Annotated in this window: 21 protein-coding genes and 1 tRNA gene; 10 read left to right on the top strand and 12 right to left on the bottom strand. The window is 71.2% G+C overall.

Translation table 11 applies throughout. From position 1 onward, the window contains the following. Window positions 1-34: 34 nt before the first annotated feature. The 5 genes from J5X75_RS12830 to J5X75_RS12810 are packed head-to-tail and all read right to left on the bottom strand — an operon-like array spanning window position 35 to window position 4,543. A complete protein-coding gene (locus J5X75_RS12830) occupies window positions 35-1,126 on the bottom strand; it encodes a bifunctional RNase H/acid phosphatase (RefSeq protein ID WP_238487838.1) in 1,092 nt (363 codons plus the stop codon). Between the two features lie 5 nt (window positions 1,127-1,131). After that, on the bottom strand, window positions 1,132-1,866 hold the full coding sequence (locus J5X75_RS12825; protein ID WP_208467566.1) for a zinc ribbon domain-containing protein: 735 nt from the start codon (window positions 1,864-1,866) through the stop codon (window positions 1,132-1,134). Then, window positions 1,863-2,702: a Nif3-like dinuclear metal center hexameric protein gene (locus J5X75_RS12820; protein ID WP_208467565.1), complete on the bottom strand. Its 840-nt coding sequence runs from the start codon at window positions 2,700-2,702 to the stop codon at window positions 1,863-1,865. The genes J5X75_RS12825 and J5X75_RS12820 overlap by 4 nt, the downstream gene beginning before the upstream one ends. A 19-nt stretch (window positions 2,703-2,721) precedes the next feature. Continuing rightward, window positions 2,722-3,300: a flavoprotein gene (locus J5X75_RS12815; RefSeq protein ID WP_208467564.1), complete on the bottom strand. Its 579-nt coding sequence runs from the start codon at window positions 3,298-3,300 to the stop codon at window positions 2,722-2,724. A 16-nt stretch (window positions 3,301-3,316) separates the two neighbouring features. After that, on the bottom strand, window positions 3,317-4,543 hold the full coding sequence (locus tag J5X75_RS12810) for a helix-turn-helix domain-containing protein (RefSeq protein ID WP_208467563.1): 1,227 nt from the start codon (window positions 4,541-4,543) through the stop codon (window positions 3,317-3,319). Between the two features lie 222 nt (window positions 4,544-4,765). Here J5X75_RS12810 and J5X75_RS12805 point away from each other — a divergent pair, with 222 nt between their 5' ends. Both J5X75_RS12805 and J5X75_RS12800 read left to right on the top strand, forming a co-directional pair. Further along, a complete protein-coding gene (locus J5X75_RS12805; protein WP_208467562.1) occupies window positions 4,766-5,401 on the top strand; it encodes a bifunctional DNA primase/polymerase in 636 nt (211 codons plus the stop codon). Window positions 5,402-5,687: 286 nt separating this feature from the next. After that, on the top strand, window positions 5,688-6,236 hold the full coding sequence (locus tag J5X75_RS12800; protein ID WP_208467561.1) for a ribonuclease FAU-1 family protein: 549 nt from the start codon (window positions 5,688-5,690) through the stop codon (window positions 6,234-6,236). Here the strand turns inward: J5X75_RS12800 and J5X75_RS12795 are convergent. The 5 genes from J5X75_RS12795 to J5X75_RS12775 form a co-directional block, all read right to left on the bottom strand. After that, on the bottom strand, window positions 6,226-6,951 hold the full coding sequence (locus tag J5X75_RS12795; protein WP_208467560.1) for a collagen-like triple helix repeat-containing protein: 726 nt from the start codon (window positions 6,949-6,951) through the stop codon (window positions 6,226-6,228). The genes J5X75_RS12800 and J5X75_RS12795 overlap by 11 nt on opposite strands. Window positions 6,952-6,992: 41 nt before the next feature. Next, window positions 6,993-7,064: transfer RNA gene (locus J5X75_RS12790), tRNA-Val, on the bottom strand. A gap of 43 nt (window positions 7,065-7,107) precedes the next feature. Then, the gene (locus J5X75_RS12785) at window positions 7,108-7,572 is read right to left on the bottom strand and encodes a peroxiredoxin (protein ID WP_208467559.1); all 465 of its coding nucleotides are present in this window, start codon (window positions 7,570-7,572) and stop codon (window positions 7,108-7,110) included. 78 nt (window positions 7,573-7,650) lie between these two features. Next, window positions 7,651-8,082 carry a DUF3052 domain-containing protein gene (locus tag J5X75_RS12780; RefSeq protein ID WP_183226119.1) on the bottom strand — a complete coding sequence of 144 codons (432 nt, stop codon included), beginning with the start codon at window positions 8,080-8,082 and terminating at the stop codon, window positions 7,651-7,653. 99 nt (window positions 8,083-8,181) lie between these two features. Further along, window positions 8,182-10,425 (bottom strand): transketolase C-terminal domain-containing protein, encoded by a 2,244-nt coding sequence (locus J5X75_RS12775; RefSeq protein ID WP_208467558.1) that lies wholly within the window; start codon window positions 10,423-10,425, stop codon window positions 8,182-8,184. Between the two features lie 269 nt (window positions 10,426-10,694). On the opposite strand from J5X75_RS12775, the gene J5X75_RS12770 reads away from it, so the two are divergent. The 4 genes from J5X75_RS12770 to J5X75_RS12755 all read left to right on the top strand — a co-directional run bounded on the left by J5X75_RS12770 (window position 10,695) and on the right by J5X75_RS12755 (window position 16,453). Continuing rightward, a complete protein-coding gene (locus J5X75_RS12770; protein WP_208467557.1) occupies window positions 10,695-11,099 on the top strand; it encodes a YjbQ family protein in 405 nt (134 codons plus the stop codon). Between the two features lie 169 nt (window positions 11,100-11,268). Continuing rightward, complete coding sequence (gene aceE, locus J5X75_RS12765; protein WP_208467556.1) at window positions 11,269-14,007, top strand: pyruvate dehydrogenase (acetyl-transferring), homodimeric type; 2,739 nt, start codon at window positions 11,269-11,271, stop codon at window positions 14,005-14,007. Window positions 14,008-14,084: 77 nt separating this feature from the next. Continuing rightward, the gene (gltX, locus tag J5X75_RS12760; RefSeq protein WP_208467555.1) at window positions 14,085-15,494 is read left to right on the top strand and encodes a glutamate--tRNA ligase; all 1,410 of its coding nucleotides are present in this window, start codon (window positions 14,085-14,087) and stop codon (window positions 15,492-15,494) included. Between the two features lie 296 nt (window positions 15,495-15,790). Beyond that, window positions 15,791-16,453 carry a hypothetical protein gene (locus J5X75_RS12755; protein ID WP_208467554.1) on the top strand — a complete coding sequence of 221 codons (663 nt, stop codon included), beginning with the start codon at window positions 15,791-15,793 and terminating at the stop codon, window positions 16,451-16,453. Here the strand turns inward: J5X75_RS12755 and J5X75_RS12750 are convergent. Then, window positions 16,434-17,039, bottom strand: a complete 606-nt coding sequence (locus J5X75_RS12750) for a TetR/AcrR family transcriptional regulator (protein WP_208467553.1) — start codon at window positions 17,037-17,039, stop codon at window positions 16,434-16,436. The genes J5X75_RS12755 and J5X75_RS12750 overlap by 20 nt on opposite strands. A gap of 68 nt (window positions 17,040-17,107) precedes the next feature. Continuing rightward, window positions 17,108-17,332: a hypothetical protein gene (locus tag J5X75_RS12745; protein ID WP_188121593.1), complete on the bottom strand. Its 225-nt coding sequence runs from the start codon at window positions 17,330-17,332 to the stop codon at window positions 17,108-17,110. 395 nt (window positions 17,333-17,727) lie between these two features. Here J5X75_RS12745 and J5X75_RS12740 point away from each other — a divergent pair, with 395 nt between their 5' ends. The 4 genes from J5X75_RS12740 to J5X75_RS12725 all read left to right on the top strand — a co-directional run bounded on the left by J5X75_RS12740 (window position 17,728) and on the right by J5X75_RS12725 (window position 21,144). Further along, entirely contained in the window at window positions 17,728-18,813 is a 1,086-nt protein-coding gene (locus J5X75_RS12740) for a PucR family transcriptional regulator (RefSeq protein ID WP_372450875.1), read from the top strand. A 159-nt stretch (window positions 18,814-18,972) separates the two neighbouring features. Beyond that, window positions 18,973-19,902: an ACP S-malonyltransferase gene (locus tag J5X75_RS12735; protein WP_208467552.1), complete on the top strand. Its 930-nt coding sequence runs from the start codon at window positions 18,973-18,975 to the stop codon at window positions 19,900-19,902. Further along, entirely contained in the window at window positions 19,899-20,849 is a 951-nt protein-coding gene (locus J5X75_RS12730; RefSeq protein ID WP_208467551.1) for a beta-ketoacyl-ACP synthase III, read from the top strand. The genes J5X75_RS12735 and J5X75_RS12730 overlap by 4 nt, the downstream gene beginning before the upstream one ends. 52 nt (window positions 20,850-20,901) lie before the next feature. Further along, complete coding sequence (locus J5X75_RS12725; RefSeq protein ID WP_183226129.1) at window positions 20,902-21,144, top strand: acyl carrier protein; 243 nt, start codon at window positions 20,902-20,904, stop codon at window positions 21,142-21,144. Window position 21,145: the final 1 nt, after the last annotated feature.

The following is a 21,145-nucleotide window of genomic DNA, read 5'->3' as shown; positions in this document are numbered from 1 at the left end:
GCTAAACGTCCGCCCTGCGAGGGTCAATATCCGCTCAGCGAAGATGGGCCGTCTCGTTGACCGATCTGACCGCGATGTTCCCGTCCGGCCACACGTCCATCATCGACACACCCGCCGCGTCGAGAAACAGCCGGTGCAGGAAGGCATCCCCCGCCGCCAGCGCGTCGCGCAGGATCAACTTGATCGGCGACACATGAGAGACAAGAACGACGACCTTTCCGGGGTACGCGCTGAGCACCGCGGCAAGAGCACCACGCACCCGCTTGGCCACCGCCTGGAACGACTCCCCGCCCGGCGGCGCCACACTCGTCGACGCCAGCCACGCGGCCATCTCGTCCGGCCACCGCTCCTGCACCTCGGCGAAGGTCTTCGCCTCCCACTGGCCGAAATCGCACTCGATCAGATCGTCCATCACCGTCACCGGCACACCACCGGCCTCGGCGGCGATCAGCTCAGCGGTCCGCGTACACCGGGAAAGGGGTGACGACAGCACCGCCGCGATGTCGCGGGATATGCCCGCCACCCGCCCGGCCGCGGCCATCGCCTGCGCCTCGCCCTCGTCGGTGAGCGGCACGTCCCCGCGTCCCGAGTAGCGGCCCTGCGCGGTCAGCGGGGTGGCGCCGTGCCGGACCAGGATGATCCGGGTGGCGTCCTCCAGGGTGGCCGGCGGCGCCCACGACTTCGGCGCCCCCGCCTTGACCGGGGCCTGCTTCACCGGGGCGCCGGCCGCCTCGTCCATCGCCCGGTTGGCCAGCTCGTCGGCCGCCTTGTTGCGGTCCCGCGGGATCCACTCGTAGGTCACCCCGGCGAACCTGCCGACCAGTGCCGCGGCCTCGGCGGCGAGCGGGCGCAGACCCGCGTTCTTGATCTGCCAGCGGCCGGACATCTGCTCGATGACCAGCTTCGAGTCCATCTTGACGGCGACCCGCTCGGCGTTCAGCTCGGCGGCCGCCGCGAGACCCGCGATCAGGCCCGAGTACTCCGCCACGTTGTTGGTGGTGACACCGAGTGAGGCGTACCGCTCGGCCAGGACCTCGCCGGTCCCGGCGTCCCGGACCACCGCGCCGTACCCGGCCGGGCCCGGATTCCCACGGGAACCCCCATCGGCCTCGACGACCACCCGCAGACCGGTCACAGGCCGGACTCCGACGTGCGCACCATGATCCGGCGGCACTCCTCACAGCGGACCACGTCGTCCTTGGGAGCCGACTTCACCCGGTTCAGGTCGGCGCCGTACAGCTCGATCCGGCAGGCGCCGCACCGCCCGGCGTACACCAGGGCCGCGCCCATCCCGGTCTCGGTGCGGATCTTGTCGTACAGGGCGACCAGGTCGGACGGCAGGTCGGCGGCGAGCGGCACCCGGGCCTGGGTCTTGAACTCCAGCTCCTTGGCGATCTCCACGTTCGCCTCGTCACGGCGGCGCTCGGCGTCGGTGCGCCGGCCCACCGCGGCCGACAGCCGGCCCTGCACCTCGGTGAGCACGGCCTCCGCGGTCTCCCGCTGCTCCATCAGCTCCAGCTCGGCGTCCTCCAGCTCGGACTGCCGCCGGTTCAGCGTGGTCAGCTCGTGCTGGAGGCCCTCGACCTCCCGCAGCGAACCACCCGCGTCCAGCCGCTTCTGGTCCTTGTCCTTGCGCTGCCGGACCTGGTCGATGTCCTTCTCCAGACGGGCGATGTCCCGGTCCAGGTCGTCGACGACCACCTGGGCGCGGACCCGCTCGTCCTCCAGCGCGGAGATCTCCCGCGCGACCGCGTCGATCTCGGCCAGCTCGGGCAGCGACTTACGCCGGTGCGCGAGCTGGGCCAGGGTGGTGTCGACGGCCTGCAGGTCGAGCAGACGGCGCTGGGCTTCCGGGGCGGCCTTCACGGGCGGATCTCCAAATCGTCGCGGTTCGCATGGACGGTCCAGGGGTCGGTGTCCACGTCTGACACCACCACATCGACGGGAAAGACCTCGCGCAGCCAGGCCGCCACGTCGTCGAGCCACGGGCGCTCGCTCGCCCAGTGTGCGACGTCGAGCAGCGCCGGGCCACCGGCCGCGAGATGCTCGCTCACCGGATGATGCCGCAGGTCCGCGCAGAGGTACGCGTCGACGCCGGCCCGGGTCGCGTCCGGCAGGAACGAGTCGCCCGCGCCACCGCAGACGGCGACCGTACGGATCGGGCGGTCCGGGTCGCCGGCGGAACGCACACCGGCCGAGGTGGCCGGCAGCCGCTCGGCCGCGAGCCGGGTCAACTCCACCAGCGTGAGCGGCTCGGGCAGCACACCGATCCGGCCCAGGCCGCGCCCCTCGCCGGCGGCCGCGCCCTCGGCGGGCGCCAACGGGCGCAGGCCGGTCAGGCCGAGACGGGCGGCGAGGGCGTCGGAGACGCCGGGGTTGGCCACGTCGGCGTTGGTGTGCGCGGTGTAGAGCGCCACGCCGGCACGGATCAGCCGGTGCACGATGCGGCCCTTGAACGTGTCCGGGGCGATCGACGACACCGGCTTCAGGAACAGCGGATGGTGCGCCACGATCAGGTCGGCGCCGAGGTCGACGGCCTGCTCCACGGTCTCCGGCACGCAGTCGACGACGCAGAGGACACGAGCGACGGGGTGGTCGAACTCGCCGAGCACCAGCCCGACCCGGTCCCAGGACTCCGCCCAGCTCCGCGGGTATCGCGTGTCGAGGGCGTCCACCACGGTCCGGACGGTTGAGTCGGTCACGAGGGCTGAGCCTATACCGCTAGGTGACCGCCCCCGGCTCGACTCGGGCGGCGACCGGGTTGCTGACCGCCTGGAGGGCCCGCCGCCAGGGGAACTGACCCCGGAACCGGTCGGTCTGCCCGGGGCCGCCGAGGCGGCACACGTCCTCGCCGTAGAGGACGTGCACCCCCCAGTCGCGAAGTTTCGCGAGGCTCTCGTGCAGCGCCGGGTGCAGCGCCATGACCTTGTTGGTGTACGGCACCACGGCGATCGGGACGCCGTAGCCGTACGCCTCGATGAGGAGGCCGAGCACCAGCGTGTCGGTGATCCCGGCGGCCCACTTGTTGACCGTGTTGACCGTGGCCGGCGCGACGATCATCGCGTCCGCCTGCGGCAACGTGTCCGGGTCGCCGGGGCTCTTGTACGCCGATCGAACCGGATGTCCGGTCTGCGCCTGGAGCGCCGCCACGTCGACGAACTTACGGCCGTCCGGCGTGGTGATCACGCACACGTCCCAGCCCTCGTTCTGGGCGAGGGTGACGAGAATCCCGACGTCCCGGGCCATCGGTGAGCCGCACACCAGCACGTACAGCACACCGGGTGAGGGGTTACCCGTCATCACTCGCAGACCCACCTCATACACCGACTCCCATCTGTTCAGCCAGCTCCGCGATCGGAGCGGGTGGCGCGCCCCGGGTACGCCGGAGCACGTCGGAAAGGACTTCGTGGGCGAGTGGCCGGCACCGGATCTCGGAAGGGGCGAGCCGGTCGCCCTCCAGCAGCATCTCGCCCGCCTTCTCCACATCGCCGATCTGTGTGTAACCGCGCGCGATGTCGAGGAAGTGGTGTGCCCGCCGCTCCGGGAGCATGGCGTGGAACCCGTTCTGGTCCATGCTCAGATGCGTCTCCACCGCCAGCTTCCCGTCCCCGAGCTCGACCGCGGTCGCGCAGCGGTGCAGCTGCACGTTGGTCGGCCCGAAGCTGGTCCAGTAGTGGTTGAAGTCGCCACCCAGCTCCAGTGACGCCTGGTCGGCCCCGCAGAGCAGATCGCGGACGGTCGCGCTGTCCCCGATCCGGGCGGCCGCCATGGCCCCGTTGAGCAGCAGCATCCCGTACACCGAGAGCTGCTCGGCACGTGGCCGTTCCGGACCGGGCGCCAGCCGGTTGGCGATGTTGACGTTGACCTCGAGCGACGGCCGGACCCGGCCGAGCGCGAGCAGCGCGCTGCCGACCCGGTAACTGGCCAGCCCGGCCAGCAACTGGTCACCGGCCCGCTGGGAGACGGCGATCGAACGGTCCGCGGCCAGCCAGGACAGTTCGTGTTCGCCGACCTTGCGCAACGCCGACGAGGCGATCTGGTAGACCTGGCCGAGCAGGTGTGCGGCCTGCGACGCATCGTCGCTGTTGGCGTGGGCGCTGTCCGCCGCCTGGGCGTCGCGGAGCAGCTTGGGCAGGGCGCGCGCCAGGACCCCGTACTTGGCGTGCTGATAGGTCAGCCAGGCGTGGCTGACGGCCTTGCGCATCTCCGGTAGCGGCGGTGAATGTGGCACCGCCTGGAAGAACGCGCTCATCTGGTCGTACCGCTCGAGAGCGGCGCGGATCTCCTCGACCTCGACCTGGTCTATGCAGTTCTGGGTCTCCGGCTTGCGCTCCACCTCTTTGCCCAGCAACAGCTGGACGTCGACCTGGAGCACGTCGGCGATGTCGTACACGACTGAGAACTTGTCGAGCCGGCGAACCCCGCGTTCCACCTTGTCGACCCAGCTCTTCGATTTGCCCAACCGGTCCGCGAAGACCTGCTGGGACATTTTGCGTCGGCCCCGCCAGTAGGCGACGCGGCGGCCGATCGGCAGCTCGTCCACGGTGCCTCCCCACTCAACCGGCGGTCTTTCCGCCGGCGAGCCATCCGGTGTCACTCGCAGTGTGGACCGCTCACGTGTGCACAGATCGCACAGCGTGTGTGATCGCCTGCTCACCGATGCTCGTAGTTTTCTTGCAAGTTGCAAAGGGTGGATCCGCCGAGCCCAACGATGGTTGTCGTGACGGGTAACGGCGCTCCCGCCCGATCCCGGGGGTATCGAGCTATGCAGTGGACCAGCCGTCAGCCGTTCGTCCCACCGTCAATCCTCGACCGGCCACTCCTGCGCCGCGCCGCCCTGCGGTACGCGGCACATGGCTGGCCCGTGATGCCCGGCTCGTACCTGACCGGAAGCCGGTACGACTGCGGACGGCCGGGTTGCCCGATCACCGGATGTCACCCGGCGATCGAGTCCTGGGTCACCTCCGCCACCGACGATCCGGCCCGGATCACCGACTGGTGGCGACGGCACCCCTACACCGTTCTCCTCACCACGGGAACGGTCTTCGACGTCCTGGAGGTGCCCGCGTCGCTCGGCCGGCACGGCCCGAACGCCGGGCCGGTCGCCGTGACCCCGGCCGGGAGCTGGATGTTCCTCGTCCGGCCGGGCACCGCGCTGCGACCCGAACTCGAACGGCGCCTCGACGTGGTGCGGCACGGCGTAGGATCGTGGATCCCGGCACCGCCCAGCCGGACGGCCGACGGACCGGTCCGCTGGGAAGTGCCGCCCGGCCGGTCACAGTGGCGCCTGCCGGACTCGGCCCAGGTGCAGGAGCGCCTGGTCATCGCGCTGGGCCCGGCTCGCCGGCCGGGACAACCGGACATCCCCCGGCAGCTGTCCACCGCTCGCCGGGCAGCCTGAGGCTCTTTGCACGAGTCCACATGTCACTCGACAACCCTAGCCTGGACCGGGGTCGTCCGCGCGTCCCCCGAAAAGGTGAGACGCGTGAATGAATTCAGATGGTGAGATCCCGGCCGGGCATGATCACGGCCTCGGCGCTGCCGGGCGGGCCCCGGCCGCCAAGGGGAAACCGGCCGGGACCCGCCCACCGCGGGTGTTCCCCGCGGACACCAACTGTGATCGGTCCGGTCCGCTCCCGGCTGAGCCCCCACCCCGTTGCGCCCCGGTTGCGGCTAGTCTCGCCCCCGTGGACAGGGTCGAGCTGGTGCTGCGCAAATACGACGGCCGCCCGCACCGCAGCGTCACCGGCCTCCGGCTCGGCGACGACGAGCACGGCACCTGGATCGGCACGCCGAGAGGCAGCGTGGTGCGTTTCAGCTACGGCGCCAGCCCGGTCGAGCACACCCGCCACGACGCGGTCCGCCTGATCCCGCACGACGGCTGGTGGATGGCGATGTTCCTGGCCGAGCCCTCCACCCAGGAGATCTACTGCGACGTGACCACCCCGGCCGAACACTCCCCCGGCCGCATCACGGTCATCGACCTGGACATCGACGTGACCCGCTTCCGCCCCGACGGCCGCGTCCTGATCGAGGACGAGGACGAGTTCGACCAGCACCGCCGAGAATTCGGCTACCCACCCGAGATGGTGACCCGGGCGACGGCCGCCGCCGCCCACCTGCACAACGCCCTGACCAGAGCCGACGAGCCTTTCGGCACACACGCCCTCGGCTGGATGACCCGCCTGGGCGGCGCCACGCCTCCGCGGACCGGAAACCCAGCCGCTACGGAGTGAGATCCAGGCACTGAACGCGGATTCTGGCCCCTTGATAGGCCGGAGTCTCCCCCTCGGGATCATCGGTTATCTCGAAGGGAATCGTGCTGATCATGAACCCGGTCACCGGGTCGAGCCGATATTCCCCGGTGCTTCCGGCCGCGTAGTACCCCTGCTCCCAGGTGTTGTCCGACGAGAACTGCGGCGAGTCACCGGACAGCCATCGGTTGAAAGCACCCGTGAGCATGTCACCCTCGTCGCAGGAGACGGCGGGCATGGTTCCCGTCTGGCCTTTGGGGACGACCAGCTCGTTCTCCCGCACATAGGCCGACGCCGCGGCGCCCGGCGCGCCCGGGTCGCCCTCGGGGCCTCGTTCACCCGCCTCGCCCTTGGCGCCGGCCGGCCCCTGCGGTCCACGCGCGCCCGGAGGGCCCTGCCGCTCCCAGGACAATGCCGACTCTGTGGCCTTACACCGCCCGCCCTTGCGCAGGACTCTGACATCGCCGGACTTCTTGGTGACGCAGGCGCGGATCTCCTCGGCCCCGGCGGCGGTATCCGTAGCCGAGGCGGCCGACGCGCCGACGAGCGAAAGACTCACCGTGACGGCCACCGCCGAAATCAGGCGCTCGCGACCCGAGGTCATCGTCATGCCCACAGCATCGCGCAGCGAATTCAGCCCGGTGAGGGTTTCCGGCAACGAGCCGACGAGAACCGGATTCGAGACCGGCCGGGTCACCGGCCGAACCGGTGGCCCGCTCCAGCCCTGATCAAGAAGGGTGGGCGCGGTAGGTTTCGAACCTACGACCCCTCGCTTGTAAGGCGAGTGCTCTCCCACTGAGCTACGCGCCCGGCTCGGCGAAAAGCCGGAGTCGTCATCCTACCCTGCCGGGGATCAGTGGTTCAGGGTGGCGAGGGCGGCGCGCCAGGGGGCCTGGTCGCGGGCCTCGCCGGGGGTGTTCATCTCGGCGAAGACGATGCGGCCCGCCGGGTCGATCAAGAAGGTGCCGCGGTTGGCGAAGCCGCGCTCGTCGTCGAAGACGCCGTAGGCGCGGGCCACCTCGCCGTGCGGCCAGAAGTCGGCGAGCAGCGGGAAGTCGAAGCCTTCCTGGTCGGCCCAGACCTTGTGGCCGTAGACCGAGTCGACGCTCACCGTCAGCACCTGGACGTGGTCGTTCGCGTACGCCGGAAGGTTCTCCTGGATCTCGGTGAGCTCGCCGTGGCAGCGGCGGCTGAACGCCAGCGGGTAGAACACCAGCAGGACCGCCTTGCGACCGCGGAAGTCGCTGAGGCGTACCTCCTGGTTGTTCTGGTCCTTGAGGACGAAGTCCGGCGCCGGCACGCCCAGCTCGATCGGCATCCGCCCAGCCTAGACCAGGCTAACGCCGCATGGTCGGCGCCCGCCGGGCGCCGACCAGAGAGGGGTGAGGGCAGTGAGCTACTTCTTCTTGGCGCCCCGTGGGGAGACCAGGCGCGCGCCTGTCCAGTCCTTGCCGGCGTTCACCGTCGAGGTCTGCTGGAGGCCCGCGGTGGGGGCCGCCTCGCTGATCTCGCTCGGCTCGACGTGCCCGTCACGGCCGGCTTTCGGGGTCAACAGCCACACCACGCCGTTGTCGGCGAGGGGGCCGAGTGCGTCGGTCAAGATTTCGAAAAGGTCGTCGTCGCCGTCGCGGTACCACAACAGCACCGCGTCGACCACCTCGTCGGTGTCCTCGTCGACCAGCTCTCCGACGCGTTCGGTCAGGGCGTCACGGAGATCCTCATCGACGTCCTCGTCGTAACCCATCTCCATGACCACCATGTTCGGCTCGAAGCCGAACCGGTCCGCCAGGCTGCGTACGCCGTCGGCCTGACCCGCGGTCGCGCTCACTGTCCAAATCCTCCTAGCCGTCAAAAATGTTCCGGAACCTGGGGGTAGTCCACACATTCCGGGGCCGGTACGCAAGTGGCGCACCGAGTGTGTGGCAATTTACCGCGCCAGCAGGGCGTGGGCACCCTGTGTGATGGCATCCTCTCCCACCAGAACCTGCTGGGCGGCGGGACCGAGCGGAACCGGCACATCCGCGGCCGCCACCCGGCGTGCGGATCCGACGAACGCCCCGTCGACCAGGGCTGCCAGCACCCCTTCGCCGACTCCTCCGGAACGCCGTGTCTCGTCGACGATGAGCACCCGCCCGGTGGCCGCGGCCTCGCGCAGCAGATCGGCCGTGGGCAGCGGGTTCAGCCACCGGAGGTCGACCACCCGGGAGCCGTATCCGTCGGCGGCCAGTTGGGCGGCGACACGCAGCGACATCCGGACGCCGTTGCCGTACGTCACGATGGTCAGGTCCTGCGCGGTGCCCAGCCCGTAGATCCGCGCGCGGCCGATCGGCACGTGCTCGTCGGCCCATCCGCCGGGGGCGGGATAGGGCGCCAGCCACTCGTTGTCGCCTTGTTGATAGAGGTCCCTCGTCTGGTAGAGGGCGGCCGGCTCGAGGAAGACGCAGACGCTGCCGTCCACCTCGGCCGCGGCGAGGCAGGAGCGCAGCATCGGCGCCGCGTCGGCGGCGCGGGCGGGCGCCGCGACCACGAGACCGGGGATCTCTCGCAGCGCGGCGAGCGCGTTGTCGTTGTCCAGGTGACCCCCGATCCCGTACGGCTGGGCGAACCCGGGCACGCGCAGCACCAGCGGGTTGCGGTAGGCGCCGGCCGACAGGTACGCCATGGTGGCCGCCTCGGCCCGCAGTTGCTCCATGCCGCTGTGCAGGGCGGCCAGGCAGTCGAGTTCGGGCACCGGCAGTTGCCCGGCCAGCCCGGCGCCGAGGGCCAGCCCGAGGATCGTGGTAGCGTCCGGCGGGCTGTCGAAGACCCGGTCGGTGGCGTGCTCGGACAGCCCGGTGGTGACGCCGTGCCGTCCGCCGCGGGTGACGGTGGGGCCGAAGATCAGCGTGCCGGGGTTGGCCAGCAGCGCGTCGGTGAGGGTGGCGCCGATGGTCTGTGCCAGGGTCATCGGCCCGGTGTCCTCGGGGAGGCGGCCGCCGAAGGCCCGCAGGCGGGTGGGCGCCCCGGCGCCGAGGGCGTGCCCGGCCGCTTCGGAGACGGCGTGCGCGACCCGCAGCGGACGGCGCGGCGCGAGTGAGGCGACGACCTCCGCGGTCGAGGCGAGTTTCGGTTCGCCGAGCACCTCTTCGGCGGCTTTGCGGACCTGCCAGCCGACCTCGTCGTACCGGGTGATGACCTCGTCCGGGCCGAGCAGGCCGGCGGCGACGAGCAGCCGGGCGGTGCCGATCAGCGGGTCGCGGTCCAGGCTGTCGCCGGGGTCGGGGTCGCCGGGCAGGCCGAGCAGGTGCAGGGTGGCCAGGTGCAGGACGGCGGGGCGGCGCTCGCGGCGGACGAACTCGGCCGCCTCGGCCGCCGCGTCGTACGCCGCCGCCAGGTCGCATCCGTCGGCGTACGAATACCGCAGTCCTGGTCGCCCGCGCAGCACTCCGGCCACCCAGCCGTCCGGGCCGGCGCCGGCGGGGGCGTCGTCCTCGCAGATCAGCAGCAGCGGCGCCGGCTGCCCGGCGTGCCCGAGGCGGCCGGCGGTGTCGAGGGCGACCGCGGCGCCGGGGCGGGCCGTCGCGCCGTCGCCGAAGGAGGCCACCACGATCGCGTCCTCGGGCCACGGGGCGGCGTGCCCGGGCCGGGTGAGGGCGTGCGCCAGGCCGGCCGCCCGGGGCAGGTGGCCGCCGCCGGCCGAGAGCGCCGGGACGAGGTGCAGCGCCGGGTTGCCGAAGATCTTGTCGCGGCCGCCGGTGATCGGGTCGCGGACCGAGGCGACCACGCCTCGCAGGATGTCGCGGGCGGCTTCCTCGAGCCGCCGGGACGTGTCCGGGGCGCCTCCGGCGGCGGTGCTCGCCGCCCGTACGCAATAGAAGGCCGATGATCGGTGGTGCAGGAGGGCCGGATCGTCGGCGCGCAGCGCCGCGGCGACCGCGGCGTTGCCCTCGTGGCCGGCCGACCCGCCGGTGTGGAAGCCCTCGTTGAAGCTGCGCAGCCAGCGCGCGGCGAGGTCGAGGTGGCGGCTGGTGAGCTGGGCGTCGAAGAGGTCCCGGGCACGGGCGCCGGTCAGGGTGGTGCCGTCGCGGACCGGATCGCCGGGGGCACGCCCGGACTCCGGTGGCCGGAGGGCCGAGACCGCATCGCGGAACCGCTCGTCGAGGCTTTGCGGGGTGGTCACGGAGTTCAGCATTCCCGACCCGCGCCAGCCGTGCCACTGCGAGAAATCTCGATCTAGGCCCACGCGGCGTCACCCGATGGTGTACTCGGTGACATGATCTTGTCGGCCGCCGCCGTGGCCGTCGCGCGGTGCGTGGGCTGGCTGCTCTGCGCGGCGGCGGTGTTCCTGGTGCTCGATCTCTATGCGCCGGGACCTTTTCCGGACCTACCTTGAGTCGCGCTCGGCCACGGATCGGCGGCTCGGTCTCCACCGTCCGGAAAAGGTCTCGCTAGGGTCGGCGGATGCGTACTGAAGTGATCACCGTCCGGACCGGCCGCTCGCCCACCGTCACGGACATCACCCGGGAGGCGGCCCGGTTCGCCGAGTCCGAGAAGGACGGCCTGCTGCACGTCTTCGTCCCGCATGCGACCGCCGGGGTGGCGATCATCGAGACCGGGGCCGGCTCGGACGACGACCTGCTGACCGCGATCGGCGAACTGCTTCCCACCGACGACCGGTGGCAGCACCGGCACGGCTCGCCGGGGCACGGCCGGGACCACGTGCTTCCGGCGTGGATCGCGCCGTACGCCACCCTGCCGGTGATCGACGGCCGGATCGCGCTCGGCACCTGGCAGTCGATCTGTCTGGTCGACCCGAACGGCGACAATCCGTCCCGCCAGGTGCGTTTCTCGTTCGTCCAGGGCTGACGTCCCCGCCGGGTCACAAAGTTACTGGTCAGTACGTGTGTCGAGCGTCGCTGAGACGGCCGGTAGGCGTGACGAGTCACACCGTGAGGGGGCAGGATGGAGACCTATTCCGAGCGATTCGCCACCTTGGGTCGCACGGATCCCGTCACTCACACCTAGAGGATTGCCTGTGGCCACGGAGCGCAAGCGCCCGGTGATCAGCGATGGCCTGCCGAGCCAGCTTCCCGACATCGACCCTGAAGAGACCAACGAATGGGTCGAGTCGCTCAACGGAGTCATCGACGAACGCGGCGCGAAGAGAGCCCGTTATGTGATGTTGCGCCTTCTCGAGAAGGCCCGGGAGCGACAGGTCGGCGTTCCGCCACTGACGTCCACCGACTACATCAACACCATCCCGCCGGAGCGTGAGCCCTGGTTCCCCGGCGACGAGTTCGTCGAGCGGCGGATCCGGGCCTACATCCGGTGGAACGCGGCGATGCTGGTGCACCGGGCGCAGCGCCCGGAGATCGGCGTCGGCGGTCACATCTCGACGTACGCGTCGAGCGCCAGCCTCTACGAGGTCGGCATGAACCACTTCTTCCGGGGCAAGGACCACCCGGGCGGTGGCGACCACATCTTCTACCAGGGCCACGCCTCCCCGGGTATGTATGCGCGTGCCTACCTCGAGGGCCGGCTCACCACCCACCAGCTCGACGGTTTCCGGCAGGAGCTGTCGCACCCGGGTGGCGGCCTCCCGTCGTACCCGCATCCGCGTCTCATGCCGAACTTCTGGGAGTTCCCGACGGTCAGCATGGGTCTCGGCCCGCTGAACGCGATCTACCAGGCCCGGTACAACCGCTACCTGCACAACCGCGGCATCAAGGACACCAGCCAGCAGCGCGTCTGGGCGTTCCTCGGCGACGGCGAGATGGACGAGGTCGAGTCGCTCGGCGCGATCGGCCTGGCCGCCCGCGAGGAGCTGGACAACCTCACCTTCGTGGTCAACTGCAACCTCCAGCGCCTCGACGGCCCGGTGCGCGGCAACGGCAAGGTCATCCAGGAACTGGAGGCCTTCTTCCGCGGCGCCGGGTGGAACGTGATCAAGGTGGTCTGGGGCCGCGAGTGGGACGGCCTGCTCGCCGGCGACACCGACGGCGCGCTGGTCAACCTGATGAACGTGACGCCCGACGGTGACTACCAGACCTACAAGGGCGAGTCCGGGGCGTATGTGCGGGAGCACTTCTTCGGCCGTGACCCGCGGACCCGCAAGCTCGTCGAGGGCATGACCGACGACGAGATCTGGAACCTGAAGCGCGGCGGGCACGACTACCGCAAGCTGTACGCGGCGTACAAGGCGGCCACCGAGCACACCGGCCAGCCGACCGTGATCCTGGCCAAGACGGTCAAGGGCTGGACGCTCGGGTCGCACTTCGAGGCCCGCAACGCCACCCACCAGATGAAGAAGCTGACCCTGGAGGACCTGAAGGGCTTCCGGGACCGCCTCTACCTCGACATCAGCGACAAGCAGCTCGAGGAGAACCCGTACCTTCCGCCGTACTACCACCCCGGCGAGAAGTCCGACGAGTTCCAGTACATGATCGAGCGCCGTCGTGAGCTGGGCGGGTCGATCCCGACCCGGCGGACCAAGGCGAAGTCGCTGGCGATCCCGGACTCGAAGGCGTTCAGCGGACTCAAGGGCGGCAGCGGCAAGCAGAAGGTCGCCACCACGATGGCGTTCGTCCGCCTGCTCAAGGACCTCATGAAGGACAAGGAGTTCGGGGCCCGCTGGGTGCCGATCATCCCGGACGAGGCCCGGACCTTCGGCATGGACTCGCTCTTCCCGACCAAGAAGATCTACTCGCCGCACGGCCAGACGTACACCTCCGTGGACCGGGAGCTGTTCCTGTCCTACAAGGAGGCCACGAACGGCCAGATCCTGCACGAGGGCATCAACGAGGCGGGTTCCACGGCGAGCTTCATCGCGGCCGGCACGTCGTACGCGACGCACGACGAGCCGATGATCCCGCTGTACATCTTCTACTCGATGTTCGGGTTCCAGCGCACCGCCGACGAGCTGTGGGCGGCCGCCGACCAGATGACCCGTGGCTTCCTGCTCGGCGCCACCGCCGGCCGGACCACGCTCAACGGTGAGGGCCTCCAGCACGAGGACGGGCACTCGCTGCTGATCGCGGCGACCAACCCGGCCGTGGTGTCCTACGACCCGGCCTTCGGGTACGAGATCGCCCACATCATGGAGAACGGCCTGCACCGCATGTACGGCGAGAAGCAGGAGAACATCTTCTACTACCTCACCATCTACAACGAGCCGGCGATCCAGCCCGCCGAGCCGGCCGGCCTCGACACCGAGGGCCTGCTCAAGGGCATCTACCGGTTCAACGAGAGCTCGCTGAAGGACGGCCCGAAGGCGCAGCTGCTCGCCTCCGGCACCGGCATGCGGTGGGCGCTCAAGGCTCAGGAGCTGCTCGCCCAGGACTGGGGGGTCAGCGCCGACGTCTGGTCGGTCACCTCCTGGACCGAGCTGCGCCGCGACGCCATCGAGGCCGAGGAGCACAACCTGCTGCACCCGGGCGACACCCCGCGCAAGCCGTACATCCAGCAGAAGCTGGAGGCGACCGAGGGTCCGTCGGTGGCGGTCAGCGACTGGATGCGGGCGGTGCCCGACCTGATCGCCCGCTGGGTGCCGAACGGCTACACCTCGCTGGGCACCGACGGGTTCGGCATGAGCGACACCCGGCACGCCCTGCGCCGCCACTTCCACGTGGACGGCGAGTCGGTCACCGTGGCGACGCTGCGCGAGCTGGCGCTGCGCGGCCTGGTGCCGGCGCACGTACCGGCCGAGGCGGCCAAGAAGTACGCGATCGACGACGTCAACGCGGCTCCGGTCGGCGAGACCGGCGGCGACTCCTAAGAGGGCCGGGCCCGCGTTCGGATCCGAGCGCGGGCCCTTCCCCCTAACTCACTCGTCCACGTCGGTAGTCTGGGGCGGTGACTGTTCGCGTACGCTTCGCTCCCTCTCCGACCGGCATGTTCCACGTGGGCGGCGCCCGCACCGCGCTGCAGAACTGGATCTACGCCCAGCAGCACGGCGGTGTCTTCGTGCTCCGGATCGAGGACACCGACGCAGCCCGTAACCGGCCCGAGTGGACCGAGGGCATCATCTCGGCGCTCGACTGGATCGGCATCGAACGCGGGGCGTACGAGGGTCCCCACTTCCAGTCGTCCTACGCGGCCGATCACACCGCCGCCGCCACCCGGCTGTACGGCGAGGGCAAGGCCTACTACTGCGACTGCACCCGCGACGACGTGGTGGCGCGCTCGGGCAACAAGCACACCGGCTACGACGGCTTCTGCCGGGACCGGGCACTCGGCCCGGGCGAGGGCCGCGCGCTGCGTTTCCGTACCCCCGACGAGGGCGAGACGGTGGTCGAGGACCTGGTCCGCGGCAAGCCCACCTTCGAGAACCGGCTGATCGAGGACTTCGTCATCGCCCGCAGCGACGGCTCGGCGGTCTTCCTGCTGGCCAACGTGGTCGACGACATGAGCCTGGGCATCACCCACGTGTTCCGCGCCGAGGAGCACCTGCCCAACACGCCGAAGCAGCAGCTGCTGTGGGAGGCGCTGGGCGCCACGCCGCCGGTCTGGGGCCACGTCCCGGTGATCGTCAACGAGAAGCGGCAGAAGCTGTCCAAGCGCCGCGACAAGGTGGCGCTGGAGCAGTACCGGGACGAGGGCTACCTGGCCGCCGCCATGCGCAACTACCTGATGCTGCTCGGCTGGGCGCCCACCGGCGACCGGGAGATCGTCCCGTGGTCGGTGATCGAGGAGGAGTTCCGGATCGAGGACGTCAACCACGCCCCGGCGTTCTACGACGTCAAGAAGCTGCGCGCCTTCAACGGGGAGTACATCCGGGCCCTGACCGTGAGCGAGTTCACCCAGGTGTGCGCGCCGTGGCTGACCGGCACCGACACGATCCCGGCCCCGCCGTGGTCGCCGGCCGCCTTCGACGCGGGCGTGTTCGCCGCGATCGCCCCGCTCGCCCAGACCCGGATCGGGGTGCTCTCCGAGATCGTCGACAACGTCGACTTCCTCTTCCTCGACGAGCCGGTGCACGACGAGGCGTCCTGGGCGAAGGCGATGAAGGACGGCGCCGACGACATCCTGGACGGCACGGCGGCCGCCTTCGCCGCCCTGCCCGACTGGTCGGCCGAGGCGCTCAAGACCGCGCTCGAGCAGGTCGGTGAGGCGCGAGGTCTCAAATTGGGCAAGACTCAGGCACCGGTACGGGTGGCGGTCACCGGCCGCACGATCGGCCTGCCGCTGTTCGAGTCGATCGAACTCCTCGGCCGCGAGCGCACGCTGGCTCGTATCACCGCAGCTCGCGCGCGTCTGAGCTGACGTCTACCGCATTCGGCGACCGGCTGCCACAGCCGGTCGCCGGAATCGGTGATGCTCTCCGTCACGAGGGTGACCACCACCCCCACCGTTTGCGTGGGGTGGGTACTATTCGGCCGCTGATCAACGGCCGTTCCGTCTCCGCGGCCATCCCCCACATGGCTCCAATTCACCCTGCCTCGAGATGCGGCCGGGCCGGTGTCCGGGAAGGCTGGAGGCCTGGGCCGTGCACGGTTCCACCGCCGGGCACGAGCAGCAGGTTGAGTGGGGCCATGTCCATCCACGGGCGGGGAGGTCGGATGGTGCGGGGGACGACGATCAGGAGGCTGGCGTCCGCGGTGACGGCGCTGGCCGTGGCGCTCGCGCTGGCGGTGGGGGCGGCGCCGGGCGCGGTGCGGGCCGCGCCGAAGGCGCCACCGAAACCGACGGCGCTGGAGCTCACCGGCACGGACATCCCGGAGCCGGTGCTGGTCCGGGAGGACGAGCGGCCGAAGCTCTTCGAGATGCTGGTCAGCGAGGTCGGCTGGCTCGCCACCGCCACGGCGTCGACGTCGGCGCCGAAGGCGGCGAAGCTGGGGCCGAAATACACGGTGACCCTGCTGGTCAAGGACGCGCCGAGCCAGATCTACCACCTGTACCCGCTGGCCGCCGGCGGCCCGCGGGCGCACCGGCCGGCCAAGCAGCCGTCCGGGAAGAAGACCGAGGGCTGGTTCTACGGCCGGATGTCCATGCCGGAGTCGCTGCGACTGGGCGGCGCTCCGCTGGAGGCCAAACCGGACGTGGTGCACGGCGGCATCGGCGGTGGCATCGGGGAAGACCTCAGCGCCGAGGTGAACCCGGTCGAGGAGATGTCCGAGATGTTCACCGAGATGCGCCGGCTGTTCCTGCTCAACGGCGCGGTCCTGCTGGTCATCCTGACCGGTCTGGCGGGCATGGCGTTCCTCATTCGCCGCCGCGTGTGATCGCGCTCTCCTGAGCGGTGCTTCGCGAAGCGGGCGCTGCCGAGTTCTCCACCAGGCGGACCAGGTCCTCCAGGTCGGCGTCGAACTCGGCGGCGCCCTCCAGCGTTTCCGGGGTCGATCCGGGCAGTCCGCCGGTGACCTCGCCGGTCGTGTAGCCGAGCAGGAAGGCGCAGATCATCCGGGCGATCCTCGGCACGTCCGGCCCGGGCACCCCGGCGTCACTCAGGACGCCCTGGAGCGCGCCGGAGAGCCAGGCCGCCGACGGGCCGGCCGCGGAGCGGTTCAGCAGCAGCGGGAAGGCGCTGGGATGGGCCCGGGCCAGCGAGCGGACCGCCCGGCCCAGCGCGCACAGCCGTTGCCGCCAGCCGATGCTCGCGAGGTCGTCGCCGAACGCCGCGCCCAGTTCCAGGTGCAGCAGATCGACGAGCCCGTCGAGGAGAGCGTCCTTGCCGCCGACGTACGGGTAGAGCGCCATCGAGGTGAGCCCGACCCGTTCGGCCACCGCCCGCATCGACATGGCGGCCAGCCCGCGCTCGTCGACCAGCGCGAGGGCCTGGTCGAGGATCTGCCGTCTCTTGTCGTCCACCGTTTCCACCTGACCAGGCCGGGACGCTCAGGACAGGGAAACGCGCCCGCCACTCACCCGTACGAGACTCAGCACCAGCGGCCCGGTGGGCGCCCTCGCCCGGCGGCCCGGCGGCGTGGGCGGACCGCGCCGTGCAGGTGGGCCCCGGCCCAGCCGCGCAGTTCGGTACGGCATCCGACCCGTCCCGTGCCCGGGTCGATGATCTGCTCCTCGTCGGCCGGCGGCACCGCCGGCAGGTCGTCGAGGGCGGGATCCCTGTCGGTGTACGCGAACGCGTCGTCCCGTTCCATCATCTCGCCTCCTCGATCACGTACCCACGACACCGATGTGCTCCCGGCACCGCTTCCTCATCGGCACCGTGACGCCCGGTGTTAATCCCCGCCCCGAAGCGCACTAGTCCGACACCTTGCCAGGTCACCGACCGAAATCGCGGGAGAGGCGCACCGCTACGCCGGTCAAATGTCATAAAAACCCCTAAGATGCATGCCGTCTCCGCTTCCGTCACCTGTCATCCGGATGCCGGACACCCGGGGTGCCGTGGCACGCTGTGCCGGTGGCAGAAACTGAGACCGGCGCCACTCCCGCGCCCGCCGGGCGACCGGAGACGCCGGTGAATCCGCTGCTCCCCGGCACGCTGCGCCGGATCGAACGGCACGCGGGCGCACTCGCCAGCGCCGCCGTGGCCCGTATGGATGAGACGCTGCCGTGGTTCCGGGCGCTCCCGGCCGACCAGCGGTCCTGGGTGATGCTCGTCGCACAGGCCGGCGTCCGGTCGCTCGTCGAGTGGCTGCGCTCCGGCGGCACGGTCGCCGCCAGCACCGAGATCTCCGACGAGGTGTTCGCCGCCGCGCCCCGGGCGCTGGCCCGGGTGATCACGCTGACCCACACCGTCCAACTGATCAAGGTGACGGTCGACGTGGCCGAGGCCGAGGTGCCCGGGTTCGCCGAGCCGGCCGAGCACGAGGCCCTGATCCAGGCGATCCTGCGCTTCTCCCGGGAGATCGCGTTCTCCGCGGCCCGGGTCTACGCGCGGGCCGCCGAGTCCCGTGGCGCCTGGGACGCCCGGCTCCAGGCCCTGCTGGTCGACGCCCTGCTGCGCGGCGACTCGTCGGACGTCCTGGCCAGCCGGGCCGCGGCGCTCGGCTGGGCGGACGCGCCGCCGGTGGCCGTGGTGGTGGGCCGCTCCCCCGGCGGAGACATCACCGCGGTGCTGCACGCCGTCTACCGGGCCGCCCGCCGCGCCCGGCTCGAGGTGATCGCCGGCGTGCACGGCGACCGTCTGGTGGTCGTGGTCGGCGGCGCCACCGACCCGGTGGCGGCCGCGTCCGCGCTCAGCGGCGGGTTCGGCGAGGGCCCGGTGGTGGTCGGCCCGGCCGTACCGTCGCTGGATCAGGCCACCGAGTCGGCGCGGGCCGCGCTGGCCGGTTTCCGGGCCGCGCCGGCCTGGCCCGGGGCGCCGTCCCCGGTGGCCGCCGACGACCTGCTGCCGGAGCGCGCCCTCTCCGGGGACATGGACGCCCGGCGCAAGCTGCGCCACGACGTCTTCGGGGCGCTGACCCGGGCCGGCAGCGGCCTGCTGGAGACCCTGGACGCGTTCTTCGCCTCCGGCGGCGTGCTGGAGAGCGCGGCCCGCGAGCTCTACGTCCACCCGAACACCGTCCGCTACCGTCTGCGCCGGGTGGCCGAGGTCACCGCGCTCTCCCCGCTGGACGGCCGGGACGCCTTCGCCCTGCGGATGGCCCTCACGGTGGGGCGCCTCGACCCCGGAACGTGAGCCGGATCTCGCACCATCAGACACGATGGTGGTAGTCACGAATGGGGTGAAAGTTGCCCAAGTAACCCCCTGTTTTGTAGGAACCCTACAACGCTGGTCGTAGGGTTTGGTCGTGCCCGGCTACCGCGCAAAGGCCTCCGATCCGGAAGAGTCGAAGGCGTGCTCGCCGTACTCTCGCCAGGCCAGGGCTCGCAGAAGCCCGGCTTCCTGACTCCCTGGCTCGACCTCCCGGACGCGGAGTCCCGTCTCCGCGGATGGTCCGCGCTCGCCGGGGTCGACCTGGTTCATCTCGGCACCGAGGCCGGAGCCGACGAGATCAAGGACACCGCACGGACACAGCCGCTGCTGGTCGCCGCCGCCCTGCTGGCCGGCGAACACCTGCCGCCGGCCGGTGTCCGGGTGGTCGCCGGCCACAGCGTCGGCGAACTGGGCGCGGCCGCCCTGGCGGGCGTGCTCTCGCCGGAGGACGCGATCACCCTGGCCGGGATCCGCGGCCGGGAGATGGCCGCCGCCTGCGCCCTCGAGCCGACCGGGATGAGCGCCGTCCTCGGCGGCGACCCCGACGAGGTGGTCGCCGCGATCGAGAAGCACGGCCTGCACCCGGCCAACCGCAACGGCGCCGGCCAGATCGTCGCCGCCGGCGCGCTGCCCGCCCTCGCCGGGTTCGCCGCCGAGCCACCGGCCCGGGCACGGGTCATCGCGCTACCCGTAGCGGGCGCGTTCCACACCCCTTACATGGCTCCGGCCGAGGCCGTTCTGGCCGCCGCCGCGGGTAAGGTTGTCGCGCATGATCCGGTCCGGACCCTGCTGTCGAACTCCGACGGCACGGCGGTGACGGACGGCGCGGAGATCATCCAGCGCCTGGTCCGTCAGGTCACCGCCCCGGTCCGCTGGGACCTGTGCATGCGCACCCTCAAGGAGCTCGGCGTCACGGGCATCATCGAACTACCCCCCGCCGGCACCCTCGCGGGCCTGGTCAAGCGCGAACTCAAGGGCGACGGAGCCCCGGAGATCGTCACGCTCAACACACCGGACGACCTGCCCGCCGCTCTCGACCTGATCGCCCGCCACGAAGGAGAAACACGATGACCGCGGGTTCCCGCATCGTCGCGATGGGGCACTACCAGCCCTCGCGCGTGGTCACGAACGACGACCTGGCCCGTACGCTGGAGACCAACGACGCGTGGATCCGCGACCGGGTCGGCATCGCCGAGCGCCGGATCGCCGGCACCGAGTCGGTCGCCGACATGGCCACCTGGGCGGCGGAGAAGGCGCTCGCCGCGTCCGGGCTCACCGCGGCCGACATCGACATGGTCGTGGTCGCCACCTGCTCCGCGATCGACCGCTGCCCGAACGTGGCGACCCGGGTCGCGGCCCGGCTCGGCATCGCCGCCCCGGCCGCCTTCGACCTGAACACCGCCTGCTCCGGCTTCTCGTACGCGCTGGGCACCGCGGACCACGCGATCCGTGCCGGCGCGGCCCGCAACGCCCTGGTCATCGGCGCCGAGAAGCTCTCCGACGTGGTCGACTGGTCGGACCGCACCACCGCCGTCCTGTTCGCCGACGCGGCGGGCGCGGCCGTGGTCAGCGCCGTCCCGGACGGCGAGGAGGCCGCGATCGGCCCGGTGCTGTGGGGTTCCGCCCCGGACAAGGGCGACGCCCTCACCATCGCCGGCTGGCAGCCGTACATCAAGCAGGAGGGCCAGACGGTCTTCCGCTGGGCCACCACCGCGCTCGCGCCGTTCGCGCTCGAGGTCTGCAAGCGGGCCGGCATCGAGCCGTCCGAGCTGGCCGCCTTCGTCCCGCACCAGGCCAACACCCGGATCATCGACGGCATCGTCAAGCGGCTCGGCCTGGGCCCGGACGTGATCGTCGCCAAGGACCTCGTCGAGTCGGGCAACACGTCCGCGGCGAGCGTCCCGCTGGCCCTGTCCAAGCTGATCGAGCGGCGGGAGGTGCCCTCCGGGGCGCCGGTGCTGCTGTTCGGCTTCGGCGGCGGCCTCACCTACGCCGGCCAGGTCGTCCGCTGCCCCTGAGCAGCGCGACCAGCCGCCGATAGTCCGCACCATCGAGAGGAAAGAATCCGAAATGGCAACTCGCACAGAGATCACCTCCGGCCTCGCCGAGATCCTCGAGGAGGTCGCCGGGGTGAACCCGGACGACGTCGCCGAGGAGAAGTCCTTCACCGACGACCTGGACGTCGACTCGCTGTCCATGGTCGAGGTCGTGGTGGCCGCCGAGGAGAAGTTCGGCGTCAAGATCCCCGACAACGAGGTCCAGAACCTCAAGACCGTCGGCGACGCCGTCAGCTACATCGAGGCGAACCACTGAC

The sequence above is a fragment of the Actinoplanes flavus genome (genome assembly GCF_017592555.1).
GTDB lineage: Bacteria > Actinomycetota > Actinomycetes > Mycobacteriales > Micromonosporaceae > Actinoplanes > Actinoplanes flavus.
The sequence above is the reverse complement of the archived record's forward strand: the minus strand, read 5'-3'. Positions and strand labels throughout refer to the sequence as shown.

Excerpts from the sequence above, each read along its gene's own strand:
- J5X75_RS12745 (WP_188121593.1), bottom strand. The coding sequence starts at position 17,332 with ATGATGGAACGGGACGACGCGTTCGCGTACACCGACAGGGATCCCGCC.
- J5X75_RS12730 (WP_208467551.1), top strand. The coding sequence starts at position 19,899 with ATGACCGCGGGTTCCCGCATCGTCGCGATGGGGCACTACCAGCCCTCG.
- J5X75_RS12815 (WP_208467564.1), bottom strand. The coding sequence starts at position 3,300 with ATGACGGGTAACCCCTCACCCGGTGTGCTGTACGTGCTGGTGTGCGGC.
- J5X75_RS12785 (WP_208467559.1), bottom strand. The coding sequence starts at position 7,572 with ATGCCGATCGAGCTGGGCGTGCCGGCGCCGGACTTCGTCCTCAAGGAC.
- J5X75_RS12775 (WP_208467558.1), bottom strand. The coding sequence starts at position 10,425 with ATGCTGAACTCCGTGACCACCCCGCAAAGCCTCGACGAGCGGTTCCGC.
- J5X75_RS12725 (WP_183226129.1), top strand. The coding sequence starts at position 20,902 with ATGGCAACTCGCACAGAGATCACCTCCGGCCTCGCCGAGATCCTCGAG.
- J5X75_RS12770 (WP_208467557.1), top strand. The coding sequence starts at position 10,695 with ATGCGTACTGAAGTGATCACCGTCCGGACCGGCCGCTCGCCCACCGTC.
- J5X75_RS12755 (WP_208467554.1), top strand. The coding sequence starts at position 15,791 with ATGGTGCGGGGGACGACGATCAGGAGGCTGGCGTCCGCGGTGACGGCG.
- J5X75_RS12740 (WP_372450875.1), top strand. The coding sequence starts at position 17,728 with ATGGATGAGACGCTGCCGTGGTTCCGGGCGCTCCCGGCCGACCAGCGG.
- J5X75_RS12805 (WP_208467562.1), top strand. The coding sequence starts at position 4,766 with ATGCAGTGGACCAGCCGTCAGCCGTTCGTCCCACCGTCAATCCTCGAC.